This is a genomic window from Henriciella sp., from assembly GCF_049649345.1.
In the GTDB taxonomy this organism is placed as follows: Bacteria; Pseudomonadota; Alphaproteobacteria; order Caulobacterales; family Hyphomonadaceae; genus Henriciella.
The window spans coordinates 15,017-28,646 of record NZ_JBARZC010000332.1 but is presented as its reverse complement, the minus strand read 5'-3'; the positions used below and the strand labels follow the sequence as shown (position 1 = coordinate 28,646).

At 61.0% G+C, this 13,630-nt stretch carries 15 protein-coding genes; 10 read left to right on the top strand and 5 right to left on the bottom strand.

Features of this window, described 5'->3' with window-relative positions:
• On the bottom strand, positions 1-322 hold a 322-nt coding region (locus WA989_RS09055; protein WP_424340178.1), incomplete at its 3' end, for a hypothetical protein.
• Between the two features lie 106 nt (positions 323-428).
• Positions 429-2,030, bottom strand: a complete 1,602-nt coding sequence (locus tag WA989_RS09050) for a peptide chain release factor 3 (RefSeq protein WP_424340177.1) — start codon at positions 2,028-2,030, stop codon at positions 429-431.
• 141 nt (positions 2,031-2,171) lie between these two features.
• On the opposite strand from WA989_RS09050, the gene WA989_RS09045 reads away from it, so the two are divergent.
• Entirely contained in the window at positions 2,172-3,773 is a 1,602-nt protein-coding gene (locus WA989_RS09045) for an AbgT family transporter (protein ID WP_424340176.1), read from the top strand.
• A 12-nt stretch (positions 3,774-3,785) separates the two neighbouring features.
• Here the strand turns inward: WA989_RS09045 and WA989_RS09040 are convergent, their stop codons facing one another.
• Both WA989_RS09040 and gcvA read right to left on the bottom strand, forming a co-directional pair.
• Positions 3,786-4,166 (bottom strand): hypothetical protein, encoded by a 381-nt coding sequence (locus WA989_RS09040; RefSeq protein WP_424340175.1) that lies wholly within the window; start codon positions 4,164-4,166, stop codon positions 3,786-3,788.
• A 108-nt stretch (positions 4,167-4,274) separates the two neighbouring features.
• Positions 4,275-5,210, bottom strand: coding sequence for a transcriptional regulator GcvA (gene gcvA / locus WA989_RS09035; protein WP_424340174.1), 936 nt, complete (start codon positions 5,208-5,210; stop codon positions 4,275-4,277).
• A 132-nt stretch (positions 5,211-5,342) separates the two neighbouring features.
• Between gcvA and cysG the strand changes: the two genes are divergently transcribed.
• From cysG to WA989_RS09000, 7 genes are all read left to right on the top strand, one after another.
• A complete protein-coding gene (cysG, locus tag WA989_RS09030) occupies positions 5,343-6,746 on the top strand; it encodes a siroheme synthase CysG (RefSeq protein ID WP_424340173.1) in 1,404 nt (467 codons plus the stop codon).
• On the top strand, positions 6,743-7,057 hold the full coding sequence (locus WA989_RS09025) for a DUF2849 domain-containing protein (RefSeq protein WP_424340172.1): 315 nt from the start codon (positions 6,743-6,745) through the stop codon (positions 7,055-7,057). Before cysG ends, WA989_RS09025 begins: the two co-directional genes overlap by 4 nt.
• Positions 7,054-7,671: a glutathione S-transferase family protein gene (locus WA989_RS09020; RefSeq protein WP_424340171.1), complete on the top strand. Its 618-nt coding sequence runs from the start codon at positions 7,054-7,056 to the stop codon at positions 7,669-7,671. The genes WA989_RS09025 and WA989_RS09020 overlap by 4 nt, the downstream gene beginning before the upstream one ends.
• Entirely contained in the window at positions 7,658-9,316 is a 1,659-nt protein-coding gene (locus tag WA989_RS09015; RefSeq protein ID WP_424340170.1) for a nitrite/sulfite reductase, read from the top strand. Before WA989_RS09020 ends, WA989_RS09015 begins: the two co-directional genes overlap by 14 nt.
• Positions 9,303-9,794 carry a DUF934 domain-containing protein gene (locus WA989_RS09010; protein ID WP_424340169.1) on the top strand — a complete coding sequence of 164 codons (492 nt, stop codon included), beginning with the start codon at positions 9,303-9,305 and terminating at the stop codon, positions 9,792-9,794. Before WA989_RS09015 ends, WA989_RS09010 begins: the two co-directional genes overlap by 14 nt.
• 8 nt (positions 9,795-9,802) lie before the next feature.
• Entirely contained in the window at positions 9,803-10,546 is a 744-nt protein-coding gene (locus tag WA989_RS09005) for a phosphoadenylyl-sulfate reductase (RefSeq protein WP_424340168.1), read from the top strand.
• A gap of 140 nt (positions 10,547-10,686) precedes the next feature.
• A complete protein-coding gene (locus tag WA989_RS09000; RefSeq protein WP_424340167.1) occupies positions 10,687-11,316 on the top strand; it encodes a murein L,D-transpeptidase catalytic domain family protein in 630 nt (209 codons plus the stop codon).
• Here WA989_RS09000 and panC read toward each other — a convergent pair.
• Positions 11,284-12,129: a pantoate--beta-alanine ligase gene (gene panC, locus WA989_RS08995; protein ID WP_424340179.1), complete on the bottom strand. Its 846-nt coding sequence runs from the start codon at positions 12,127-12,129 to the stop codon at positions 11,284-11,286. The two genes, WA989_RS09000 and panC, sit on opposite strands and share 33 nt — an antisense overlap.
• Positions 12,130-12,229: 100 nt before the next feature.
• Between panC and WA989_RS08990 the strand changes: the two genes are divergently transcribed.
• Positions 12,230-12,682 (top strand): hypothetical protein, encoded by a 453-nt coding sequence (locus WA989_RS08990; protein WP_424340166.1) that lies wholly within the window; start codon positions 12,230-12,232, stop codon positions 12,680-12,682.
• Positions 12,683-12,726: 44 nt separating this feature from the next.
• Complete coding sequence (locus WA989_RS08985; RefSeq protein ID WP_424340165.1) at positions 12,727-13,623, top strand: division plane positioning ATPase MipZ; 897 nt, start codon at positions 12,727-12,729, stop codon at positions 13,621-13,623.
• Positions 13,624-13,630 lie beyond the last annotated feature (7 nt).

The window sequence follows — 13,630 nt, the reverse complement described above, 5'->3', positions numbered from 1 at the left end:
CCTCGAAACTGCGATTGAAACGGGCGGACCTCGGGGTCTCGTGCGCGATCGGCACGGTGCGCAGCCGGCTCATCATCGAACTGCTACTGCGCGTGCTTGCGGTCGAAAACGTATCCTCGTCCGAAGCCGAATAGGCGCTGCTGGTGCCGTAGTCTGCTGACGCGCTGGGCGATGATGGACCGCTGTCTGCTATGGCGTCCGTTTCTTCATACATCGCCGTCGCGCGCTCGCCCGCCTGCTGAGCGTCGAGATAGCGGAACGTCCCCCAGCCGACGAAGCCGATGCCGGCGAGTATGAACAGCACGGATAGAAACCTGATCATAGCTACTTCCCCTCAAGATCGTCGATGCCTTGGTTAAGGCGACATGTTCACCTGACAGGCGAGCCTTGTCCAGCGTGGCTGAATCCCCGCTGAACGCCAGCTCGACCTATACCATTCTTTCCTTGGTCGCGGTGAATTTGAGGTCCGGGTTCTTTTCCTGGGCATAGCCGACGTCCCAGGCATTCTTGGCGAGGTAGACCGGCGCGCCATCAAGGTCTGTCCCGACGGTGCCGCGGTTCTTTTCCATGAACGCTTCGAGCTTGTCCGGATCATCCGAAGCGATCCAGCGCGCGACATTATAAGTGGCCTGTTCGAAGACGACTTCGAGATTGTATTCGGCCGCGACGCGTTCTGCCATCACATCGATCTGCAGCGAGCCGACCGCGCCGACAATCATGTCCGAGCCGAGCGCCGGGGTGAACAGCTGTGTCACGCCCTCTTCGGCAAGGCTTTCAAGGGCCTTGCGCAAATGTTTCGACTTCATCGGGTCCTTCGGGCGCGCGCGGCGAAGGATTTCGGGCGCAAAGTTCGGAATGCCCTTGAATTTGATGTCGCCGTTCTCGGACAGAGAATCTCCGACACGCAACTGACCATGGTTCGGCACGCCGATCACGTCGCCAGCATAGGCGGTCTCCGCGATTTCGCGGTCTTGGGCGAGGAACATCAACGGATTATGGATATTGAGCTGCTTGTTCTCGGTCGTTTTCAGCCGCATGCCGCGCTTGAACTCCCCCGAGCAGAGCCTCAGGAAGGCGACGCGGTCGCGGTGGTTCGGGTCCATGTTCGCCTGGATCTTGAATACAAAACCGGCCACCGCCTTGTCTGAGCGCTCGACCGTGATCTTGTCACCCTTCTTCTCAGCGGTCTGGGGGCGCGGCGCTGGCGCAAATTCGGCCAGCGTCGAGAGCAGCTCATTGACGCCGAAATGACGCAGCGCCGAGCCGAAGACGACCGGCGTCATGTGGCCTTCCCGAAAGGCTTGCTCATCAAAGTCCGGCAGCGCTTCAGAGGCGAGTTCGGCGCCCTCTTCAAGCTCGTCCATGACCATCGTGTCGAGTGTGCCGCGCGCTTCCTGCATGCCGATACGGGTGCTCGGGCCAGGCTCGATGCTCTTGTCGGCGGTCTTTTTCAGATAGGAGACGAAGTCACCCTTGCGCAGATCTTTCATGCCAGAGAAACGCTGGCCCGAGGCGGCCGGCCAGTAGAGCGGCGAGGTGTCGAGCTGCAGCTTGTCCTGAATCTCGTCGAGCAGTTCCAGCGGATCGAGCGCCTCCCGGTCCATCTTGTTGATGAAGGTGATGATCGGGATGTCTCGCATCCGGCAGACTTCGAAGAGTTTCAGCGTCTGCGGCTCAATGCCCTTGGCGGCGTCGAGCACCATGACGGCGGAGTCCGCGGCGGTCAGTGTGCGATAGGTGTCTTCGGAGAAGTCTTCGTGGCCCGGCGTATCGAGAAGGTTGAACATGAGATCATCATGCTCGAACGTCATGACCGAAGCCGACACAGAGATGCCCCGGTCGCGCTCGATCTTCATCCAGTCAGAACTTGTGCGCCGGCGCTCACCACGCGCCGCGACCTGGCCGGCCAGACGAATTGCGCCGCCAGCTAGAAGCAGGTTTTCGGTCAGCGTCGTCTTGCCGGCGTCGGGGTGCGAAATGATGGCGAAGGTGCGCCGGCGGGCGGCTTCTTCAGCAAGCGAAATAGGCATTGGGAGTATCAGTCTTCAGATGATGTCTTCGGGCCCGTCGCTAAACGATCTCTCAGCTGTTGGAAAGCGGCGCACTGGATTGCTTTTCTGAGGCGTGCGCGGCTAGGGTTCGCTCAACACAAATTTTAGAGGGGCTAAAACATGTCTGACCAGAGCGTGGCCAGCGAGCAGAAGGGGTTTCTCGGCTGGGTCGAAAAGACGGGCAACAAGCTGCCCGACCCGGTTTTTATCTTCTTCTACCTGATCATCGCGTTGATGATCATTTCGCAGCTTTGCGCCTGGCTGGGCGTATCGGCCTTTCACCCAAGCCTGACAGAGCCTGACGGCTCGCCACAGCTGGAAGAGGCGGTCAGCCTGTTCTCGCCGGAGAATATCCAGCGGCTCTGGGTCGAGATGCCGGCGACCTTCACGCACTTCCATCCGCTCGGCTATGTGCTCGTCGTGATGCTGGGCGCCGGTGTGGCTGAGCGCTCTGGCCTGTTCGGCAGCGCGATCCGGGCGGCTGTGCGCGGCGCGCCAAAGGCGATGCTGACGCCGCTCGTCGCGCTGATCGCCATGCTGTCGAACCATGCTGCTGATGCTGGCTATGTCGTGATGATCCCGCTGGCGGCGATTATCTTTGCCTCGGCAGGACGCCATCCGCTGGCCGGTATCGCGGCGGCTTTTGCCGGCGTTTCGGGCGGCTTTTCGGCCAACTTCACCCCGGGCCAGCTCGATGCCCTGCTCTTCGGGATTACCGAGAGCGCGTATGAGGCGAGCAGTATCGACGCCGGTTGGACCGTCAATTTCGCCGGCAACTGGTACTTTATCGCCGTGCTTCTTTTCATCTACCTGCCTGTCATCTGGTTCGTCACCGACAAGGTGATCGAGCCGCGCCTCGGCAAATGGTCGCCGGACGCCGAGAGCGACATGCAGACCTATACCGATGAGGACAAGCCGCTGACGGAAGGCCAGAAAAAAGGCCTTGGCCGCGCGGGTCTCGCCATCCTCGGCGTCGCCGCCCTCTGGGTCTTCATGACGATCGGGCCGGGTACGCCCTTGCTGGCAGACGGACCGGAGAATGCAGGCGCCGCCTGGTATGTGCAGGCAGGCCCGCTTTTCCGGTCTCTGGTCGCCGCCTTCCTCATCCTCTTCCTCGCCGCCGGCTGGGCCTATGGCGCGGCCGCAGGCACGATCAAGAACCACCGCGACCTCGTCGAGATGATGGCGAGCGGCATGAAGGACATGGCCTATTATCTCGTCCTTGCTTTCGCCGCTGCACATTTCGTGGCGATGTTCGGCTGGTCCAATCTCGGCCTGATCACAGCCGTACACGGCGCCGATGCGATCCAGAATAGCGGCTTGCCGCTGCCTCTCGTGCTCGGCCTGATCGTCCTCTTCTCCGCCGCACTCAACCTGTTCGTCGGCTCGGCGAGTGCGAAATGGGCGCTGCTGGCGCCGGTGCTCGTGCCCATGCTCATGCTTGTCGGGATCAGCCCGGACGGGGCGACGGCGGCCTATCGCGTGGGTGACGGGGCCACGAATATCATCACGCCGCTGATGGTCTACTTCCCGCTGATCCTGGTCTTCGCCCAGCGCTGGCAGAAAAATTTCGGCCTCGGCAGCCTGACGGCGATGATGATCCCGTATTCCATCTGGATGTTGATTTCGGGGGTCGCCCTGATGATGATCTGGCTATTCCTAGGCCTCGATCTTGGGCCGGGCGCGCCGGCACAGATTGCCATTCCAGGCTCCGCTGGCTAGAGCGGGGCTGGCCTAATTGAAGGCGATGCGGGGCGCGGCCTGATTGTAAGGGGCTGCGCCCTCATCATTTGCAGCGCCAACGGCGTAGGCTTCCATGACAAGCTGCGGAATGATCTTCAGCGCCGGCTCTATCGCGCCACCGGCCGTGCGCTGCAGGATGAAGGAGTTTGCCCCCGTGCGCGAAATGATCAGCGAGGCAAGGTCGCACGCTTCCTGATACTCCATCTGTCCTACAAAAAAGCGCGCCTGTTCGAGGCGCGCATGGACGAAGTTCACGACATCATTGGCTCTGAAGGCGTGCGGCCGGCCGCAGCCGATCCGGCGCCAGCGCCGCTCCAGGCGCATCTCCGGTATATCGACATCGACGATCTGATTATCCAGCAGAAACAGCATCTGCCCAGCCCTGTTCAACCCTTGGGACTAGGTGTCCCCGATTTGCTCTTAACAGGAGGTTACTGAGCAGAAATGCTGCCGCATCCCGATGTATTGTTTGCGTTGGGCTCAGACGCCGTGAATTTCACCGGCGGCCGCTTCGGCCTTCACCCATTTGATGAAGGCGCGCACATCCTCTGTCTGGTGACGCCCTTTCGGCCAGACAAGCCAGTAGCCGAAATCGATGCTCGTCGAGCCATCAGCGAAAGGTGCGACCAGACGGCCTGCCGCCATGTCAGAGGACGCGATCGCCCGCTTGGCGAGAACGACGCCCCGTCCCGATGCGGCCGCTTCGATAGCGAGAGACGACTGATTGAAACGGGGGCCTCTCTGGCCGTCAACCTGGTCGCCAACCCCGCGGGCGGCGAGCCAACTCGTCCAGTCCGGACAGGAGGGATCCTGCTCGGTGCTCTTGTCATGGATCAGGGCGTGTCTTGCAAGATCTGCGGGCTTCCTGATCGCGTCAGACCCTTCAAGCAGGCGCGGCGAACAGACGGGAAGCACGGTCTCGTCCATCAGTTTTTCTGATTTAAGCCCGTCATAATTGCCCCGGCCATAGCGGATCGCGAAATCGGCATCGGCGACTGTAAAGTCGGTGATCGTCATGTCGGCTGAAATCCATGCTTCGATGCCGGGATTGGAGATGTGAAACCGGTCGAGACGCGGTGCGAGCCATTTAGCGGCAAAGGACGGCGCGCAGGACACCATCACCCTGCCCTTGCGCGCAGGTTGTTGCATGATGCGGCCAGACTCGGCGATCTTGGCGAACGCTTCGCGGACGAGTGGCAGGCTCGCCTGGGCAGCATCTGTGAGCAGCACGCTGCGGCCGGTACGCTTGAAAAGCGGCGTGCCTGCATATTCCTCGAGCTGTCGGATGTGCTGCGAGATCGCGCCTGGCGTAACATTCAGCTCTTCGGCTGCCTTGCTGAAAGAGAGCCGGCGCGCTGCGGCTTCAAAGGCGCGCAGCGCGTTCAGAGGAGGAAGACGGTCATTGCTATCGGCCATGGTCTTGTTCTAGCAGTGGCCTCGCATAGTTTATCTAAACAATCGGATCAGGGGTCTACGCTTGCTGAGACGGGGCCACAAGCCCCATTTTCCGGGCCTGACCCCTTATTACCGCGAGAAGCGAACCCTCCCATGCGCCAGTTTCCAGCCTTCTTCCTCATGGATGATGCCCATGTCGTCATCGTTGGCGATGGCATAAACGCCGAGCGCAAGGCACGGCTCGTCGCGAAAACCAACGCAACCATCCGGCTGGTGACAGACACTGCGCCCGAATGGGCCAGGGATTTTGAAAGCCAGCTAGAAGTGTTCGGCTCGGCGCAGGCCGAGGCCGCTCTATTCGGCGCGCGGTTCGCCATCATCGCGCTGGACGATGACAAGGAGGCCGAAGCCGCTGTCGATCGCGCCCATGCGCACGGCGTGCCGGTCAACGCGGTCGACCGCAAGCATCTCTGCGATTTTACCGTGCCGAGCCTGCTCGACCGCGGCGATATCGTTGCGGCCGTGGCCACAGGCGGCGCGGCGCCTGTGCTGGCCAAGGATATTCGCGCCAAGCTCGAGACGCTGCTGCCCGAACGGATTGGCGATCTGGCCGCCCTTGCCCAGCGCTGGCGCCCGGCTGTGAAAGCGGCGCTCGGCGATGAGACAACCCGCCGTCATTTCTGGGAAAAGGCGCTCCGCGGTCCTGTCGCCGAGGCGGTCTATGCCGGCAATGATGCGCTGGCGGAAAAGCTCTTGGGCGACACGCTGGAGCAATTTGCCGGCAGTCTCACCCACGACAGCCTTGGCCCCGTCCACATTGTGGGTGCCGGGCCGGGCGATCCGGAATTGCTGACCCTAAAGGCTTTCCGCCTCATCCAGCAAGCGGATGTCGTTTTCCATGACAGGCTCGTCTCGCCAGAAATCATGGACATGGTTCGCCGCGACGCCGAACGCGTGCCGGTTGGCAAGTCCAAGGGCGAGCATCTCGTCCCGCAGGACGGCATTCACGAGCTGATGATTGCGGCTGCCCGCGAAGGCAACCGCGTTGTGCGCCTCAAGGGCGGCGATCCGTTTATCTTCGGGCGTGGCGGCGAGGAAGTCGACGCTCTGCGCGAGGCCGGGATTGAAGCGGACGTCGTTCCGGGTATCTCTTCGGCTCTCGGCTGCGCAGCGAGCGCCAAGCTGCCGCTGACGCACCGCGACCATGCGCAATCTGTGACCTTCGTAACCGGGCATGCCAAGAAAGGCGGCGTGCCTGATCTCGACTGGCCTGGCCTTGCCAAACCGTACCAGACCGTCGTCGTCTTCATGGGCGTCGGCACAGCCGGGATCATATCAGACAAGCTGCGCGACGCTGGACTTTCCGGCGAAACACCTGTCGCGGTTATCGAAAACGGGACGCGCTCCAATGAAAAACGCGCCTTCGGCAAGATCGCCGATCTCGCGCAGCTGATCGACCAGCGCGGAATCAAAGGCCCTGCTCTCCTGATCATCGGGCAGGTAGCAAGCCTTCCTGCAGACGCTCAAACCCCCATCATAGAGGAGGCGCTGGCATGACCTCTGTTCGCCCGAAACTGAAGCCCGACCAGCCCAAGGGCGTGACCGCATGGGAAACGGCGACCGGACGGGTCGTCTGGATGGCCGAGGATGGCAGCTGGTCCGACGATCCAGCACGCATCGGCGTCTTTACGGGCGACGAAGCAGAAGCCCGGCTTGCCGCGGCCGAAGGCCAGGAAGGCATCGTGACAGATCCCTATTTCATGCAGGTCGCCGAAGACGGTGCGATCGATGGGCGCGAAACGCTTCGCGAAACCATCCGCGCCAATGGCCCAACCGTCCATCCCGAATTTCAAAGGTCCTCGCAATGATCCGCATCTATGGCGACAGCATTTCAGGAAACTGCCTGAAAGTGAAATGGGTGGCCGAGCGCCTCGGCATCGAGCATGAATGGGTCGAAATCGACATCATCAAAGGCGAGACGCGAACCGACGAGTTTCTCGCCATCAACCCGTTCGGCCAGGTGCCGGTTGTGGAGTTCGAGAACGGCAAGACACTTGCCCAATCAAACGCAATCATCGCCTTTTTGGCCGATGGAAGCGATCTGATCCCGGACGCGGCGTTCGAGCGCGCCAAGGTGCTCGAATGGCAGTTCTGGGAGCAGTACTCCCACGAGACGGCGATCGCTGTGCGCCGTTTCCAGAAGCATTATGAAAAGAAATCCGACGACGAGATCGATCCACATCTCATGGCCAAGGGCCGCCGGGCGCTTGGGCGCATGGAGCTGGCTCTTCTCGGCAATGACTGGATTGCCGGCGGCGAAGCGATGACGCTCGCCGATATCTCGCTTCTTGCCTACACCCGCCTTGCCCACGAAGGCGGCTTCGATGTGTCCGAGTTTCCGGCCGTCCATGCCTGGATTGCGCGCTGCGAGCGCGAGCTTGGCCTTCCCCATCTCCACGAGGTGACTGATGTACAGGTATGATGAATTCGACGCGCAGATTGTGCGCGATCGGGTCGAACAGTTCCGCGGACAGGTGGCCCGCCGTCTGTCTGGCGAACTGAAGGAAGACGAATTCAAGCCGCTGCGTCTGCAGAACGGCGTCTATCTTCAGCTGCACGCCTATATGCTGCGGATCGCTATTCCCTATGGCCAGCTTTCACCGCGCCAGATGCGCAAGCTGGCCAAGGTCGCACGCGATTATGACCGCGGTTATGGCCACTTCACGACGCGCCAGAACATCCAGTTCAACTGGGTCGCGCTGAAGGATATCCCAGACGTTCTGGCAGAGCTTGCCGAAGTTGAGATGCATGCCATCCAGACCTCCGGCAACTGTATCCGGAACGTCACCAGCGATCACTATGCCGGCGCCACGAAAGACGAGATCATGGATCCGCGCCCCTGGTGCGAGATTATCCGCCAGTGGTCGACCTTCCATCCGGAATTCGCCTTCCTGCCGCGCAAGTTCAAGATCGCTGTCACGGCCGCCGAGCATGACCGCGCCGCGATCAAGGTGCACGATATTGGCCTGCATATGCGCCAGCGCGGCGATGAGGTCGGTTTCGAAGTCTGGGTTGGCGGCGGACAGGGGCGCACACCGCATATCGCTGCGAAGGTGTCCGACTTTGTGCCTGAGGGCCAATTGCTCGACTATCTCGAAGCCATCATGCGCGTCTACAACCGCTTTGGCCGGCGCGATAACAAGTACAAGGCGCGGATCAAGATCCTCGTTTCGGAAACCGGCGAGGAAGACTTCCGGAAGCTGGTCGAGGATGAGTTCGCCGCCCAGCGCGACGCTGAAAAGATCGACCTGCCACAGGCAGAGATCGAGCGCATCCATGCCTATTTCGCCCCGCCTGCCCTCGCTGATGCCACCGAGACATCAAAGGCATTCGAAGACCTGAAAGCCAACGACCCGGCCTTTGCCCGTTGGAGCCGGACCAATCTGCATCCCCACAAAGTCGACGGCTATACGACGGTCACGGTCAGCCTGAAGCCCAATGGCGTGGCCACGGGCGATGCGACCGACGCGCAGATGATGGTCGTCGCGGACCTCGCAGAGACCTATGGCCATGACGATATCCGCGTGACCCATGCGCAGAACCTTGTCCTGCCTCATGTCGCGCTGGACGACCTGCCAAAGGTCTATGAAGAGCTGAAGGCCGCAGGCCTCGCAACACCGAATGAAGGGCTGATCTCGGACATGATCGTTTGCCCCGGGCTCGACTATTGCAACCTTGCCAATGCGCGCTCCATCCCGGTCGGCATGGCGATCCAGGAAGCGTTTTCCGATCCCGATGACCAGGAAGACATCGGCAAGTTCCACATCAATATTTCCGGCTGCATCAATGCCTGCGGCCACCACCATGTCGGCCATGTCGGTATTCTCGGCGTCGACCGGAAAGGTGAGGAATACTACCAGATCACATTGGGCGGCCGCGCCGACGAGAAGGCGCGGATCGGCGATATCGCCGGGCCGGGCCTCAAGGCTGACGAGGTGCCCGCGGCCCTGAAACGCATCGTTGAGCGCTACCGCGAACTCAGGACAAGCAAGGACGAGCACTTCATCGAGACCTTCGAACGCGAAGGCATGGAGCCGTTCAAGGATAGTATCTATGCCACTGATTAAGGACGGCCGGGAGGTCGACGATATCTGGGCCTTTGTCCCGGATGATGCGCCCTTGTCGCCGGGCGGATGTATCACGGTATCCCTCGCCCGCTTTCGCAGCGAGACGGAATTGCTGATGGCACGCAACACCGAGATTGGCGTTCGGCTTGATCCTGCCGATGATCCCGATGAGCTGGAAGAATTCATCGACCGTCTCGCCCTGATCGAGGTCAGTTTCCCTAAATATACAGACGGGCGCGGCTACTCGCAGGCGCAGCTTCTGCGCCGCCGATTTGGCTATAAAGGCGAGCTTCGCGCGGTTGGCCACGTCCTGAGAGATCAGATTCTCTATATGAACCGTTCAGGGTTCGATGCTTTCGAGACCGAGCGTGCCGAACTACCTAGTGTAGTAGAGGCGCTGAAGGAGTTTTCAGCGTTCTATCAACCGGCTGCTGACGAGAGCGTTTCCGTTTTCCATCGCCGCCACAGCAAGGATTGAGGCGCTTCATGCCTTATGGTGATTACCAGACACGCCTGAAAGAGCCTGTCGCTGACCGGCTGGCACGGCTCAATGGCGAGCTGCGTGATGCGTCTGCCACCACGATCCTGCGCGCTTCCTTCGTGCGCGAATGGGAAAACAAGATCACTTATGTGTCGAGCTTCGGGGCAGAGAGCGCCGTCATGCTGGCCCTGATTGCAGATGTTGACCCCGATTTCCCGATTGTCTTCCTCGAAACGGGCATGCATTTCCCGCAGACCCACGATTACAAGCAAGAGCTGACCGAGCGCCTTGGCCTGATCAATGTTCGCGACATTCCGCCGAACGAGACAGAACGCAAAGTGCTCGATCCCAAGAACATGCTCTGGAAGTCCGATCCCGATGCCTGCTGCGCGCTGCGCAAGGTGCGCCCGCTCGAGCCGGCTCTACGAGGCTTCGATGCCTGGATCACCGGTCGAAAGCGCTTCCATGGCGGTGCGCGCCTGAGCCTGCCCGTCTTCGAACATGGCGCTGGCCGCTTCAAGGTGAACCCGCTGGCAAGCTGGACGCAGGACGATGTCGACAGCTTCATCGCCCGCCGGAATCTGCCAAAGCATCCCCTGGTCGCCCAGGGCTATCCGTCGATCGGCTGCTGGCCCTGCACACGCCCGGCCGCAGACCCGAATGATGTTCGCTCGGGCCGCTGGGCCGGACTGGCGAAGACCGAATGCGGCCTGCACGTCGACAAGTCCGAGCGCCCGCGGGTTTTCTAATCCGCCTTGGCGGTAGTGGAATCCGGGGTCTGCACCGAGCCGGCCGCACCCTTCAATGCTACTGACATTTAATGCGGGAGAGCTGCAATCGGCACGGAACCCATCTCTTTTATGCCAAATTTCCATGAGAATTTAGAACCATGAAAAATATCGCACGTTATCTTCTAGCTTCCCTGTTCCTGAGCGTGATGCCAGCCGGCCTCGCCGCGGCGAAAACGGCTGATGAGGCGATGGGCGCTGATCTCTGGAGTGAAGCGCTGGCTGCGCGCGCGTTTCACGCTGACAAGGTCAAGAATGACGATGTCATGATTGTCATCGACTATGCTCGTCACTCAAGCGAACCGCGCTTTTTCCTGATCGACATGGAGACCATGGAGGCAGATGCCTTTCTCGTCTCGCATGGGCGCAATTCCGACAAGGATCATGACGGGATCGCAGATGCTTTCTCAAATATCAGCGGCTCTAAGATGAGCTCACTGGGGTCATATGTGACCGCGGAAACCTATTACGGAAAGCATGGCCTGTCGCTGCGCCTTGATGGCCTCGACAAGGAGAACTCGGCGGCGCGGGAGCGCGCTATCGTGATCCATGGCGCGGACTATGTCACACCGACCCGCGCCAAGATGGGCCGCAGTTGGGGCTGTCCGGCGCTTGAGCGCCCGATCGCTGAGAAGCTGATCCCGGAGATCGCCAATGGCGTCCTGATCTATACGCGCGGGGCAGATGCGCCCGAGCAGCTATACGCCGAGGTTGTCGATAAGGCGGGTTGATCCCATCCAGGCCGCCGCGAGGAGCCGGCACCCCTGCCCCTCTTCCAGCGGCCCGTCGCCGAGATCGTGCAAGGTCGCCGGATCGACAGCGCTGACATAATCCAGTTTCGAGAAGCCCGCGCCGAGGATAAACCCGCGGGCTTCTTTTATGGCCTCTTCGACAGGCACGCCAATCCGCAGGCGTGAGGCCGCTCGGTGCAGTGCCGAGAAGATGGCGCTGGCGCGCTGGCGCTCCTCCTCGCTCAGATAAGCATTGCGTGAGGACTGGGCGAGACCGTCGCCGTCGCGCCAGGTCTTCCCGCCAATGATCTCGATCGGAAAGCCAAGATCACGCACCATGCGCTTGATGATCTGGAGCTGCTGATAGTCCTTCTCCCCGAACACGGCGACATCCGGGCCGACATGGATGAAGAGCCGCGCAACGACTGTGGCGACACCATAAAAGAAGTGCGGGCGGTAAATACCATCAAGGAGGTCGCTCATCTCCTCGACGCGCACATTCGTCAGCGAGCCTTCGGGGTACATCTCCCCGACGCTCGGGCAATAGACGAGCGAGCATCCCGCCGCGCTGAGGCGGGCCACGTCGCCCTGCTCATTGCGCGGATACCGGTCGAGGTCCTCGCCGGGGGCAAACTGAGCCGGGTTCACGAAGATACTGGCGACAACGTAATCAGATTTATCCCCAGCTTTCTCGACCAGCGAGATATGCCCGTCATGCAGCGCGCCCATGGTCGGTACAAACCCGATTTTCTTGCCTTTTTGCCGCGCTACCTCGACCGCAGCCCTCAAATCCTTGCGTGTTCTGACGATCATCGCCTGCTGATTGTTCACTTGGAGAAGCCTCCGAATTCTGATTTCGTAAACGACCTGTTAACCATTTCGCCCGAATTGTTCACCTATGAGAAAGCCCATCATGCATCGACTGAAAGCCATGCTGGCGGTAGCCGGCCTCACTTCATTCACCCGCCGGGCTGCAACGCCCAAAGCAGATTACGCGCTAGAGCCTATCCGGCGTCCGCTGGATGAAAGCAAGACCGATCTGCAAGACGAATGGATGTTTGACGCAGGCACAGAACGTGCGGCTTACAGCTCGGCGCTGAACACGCTGTCTGCGTCGCTTGAGCGCTTGCGGACGGCCCTGTCGATGGTGTCAGCCGACGCGCCGATCGTGGTGGAAGCCGAACCGGCCATGTCTCTTGGCGCGATGAGCTTTGACAGTGACCTGTTCGACGGAGAGCCGATGATGGCCGGAACCAGCCCATTCGCGGCGAGCGCGCACGATGCGCTGCTGTTTGGTGATGTGCCGGCCGCGATGCCCATTTCCGGTGAGTATGCAGACGACAGCCTGTTCCAGCAGGCTGCGTGATTGCTGCTGATCCGTGACGCACGGCGAATGTGGAGTTAGCCCAAATGCCAGCAGATGGATTCAGAACGGTCGATTCATCGCCTGACAGTCCCCTGACACTGCGGCAGTCACCAGAAGGTGAGTGCCGCGTGATCGTTGTGGGCAATGAAAAAGGTGGGGCCGGCAAGTCGACCGTGTCGATGCACCTCGCCGTTGCGCTCATGCGCATGGAGCAGCGCGTCGGCATCATCGATCTCGATGTCCGCCAGCGCACGCTGACCCGCTATCTGGAGAACCGCCTGCGCTGGATGCAGTCGACGGGCTCCAAGCTGCCCATGCCGGAAATCATTCGTGTCGATGCCAGCACTGAACGTGACCTCGACCTCGCCGAAAAAGAAGAGACCGAGCGCCTGCTCGGCGCCGTTGAGCGGCTGAAACAGGTGAGCGACTTTATCATCATTGATGCGCCAGGCGGCGACACCTTCCTGTCGCGTCTCGCCCACACGACAGCCGATACGCTGATCACGCCGCTCAATGACAGCTTCGTCGATTTTGACCTGCTCGGCGATGTGAACCCGCAGACCCTCGAAGTCATCCGGCCGAGCTTCTATTCCGAGATGGTCTGGAACTGCCGCAAGAAGAAGGCTCAGGCCTCGCGCAAGCCGATCGACTGGATCGTGATGCGCAACCGGGTCTCCCCGCTGGAAGCGCGCAACAAGCAGAAGGTCGGCGAAGCGCTGAGCAATCTGTCAAAGAGAATCGGGTTCAGGCTAGCGCCCGGCCTGTCCGAGCGCGTCATATATCGCGAGCTCTTCCCGGCCGGCCTGACCCTGCTGGACCTGACTGAGCGCGGCTCGAATGTCGCCTTCACGATGAGCCATGTCGCCGCCCGCCAGGAGCTGCGCGACCTGCTCATTCTGCTCCAACTGCCTAGCCTTGCAGGCGCTGAAATCGCCTTCTGAGCCAAGG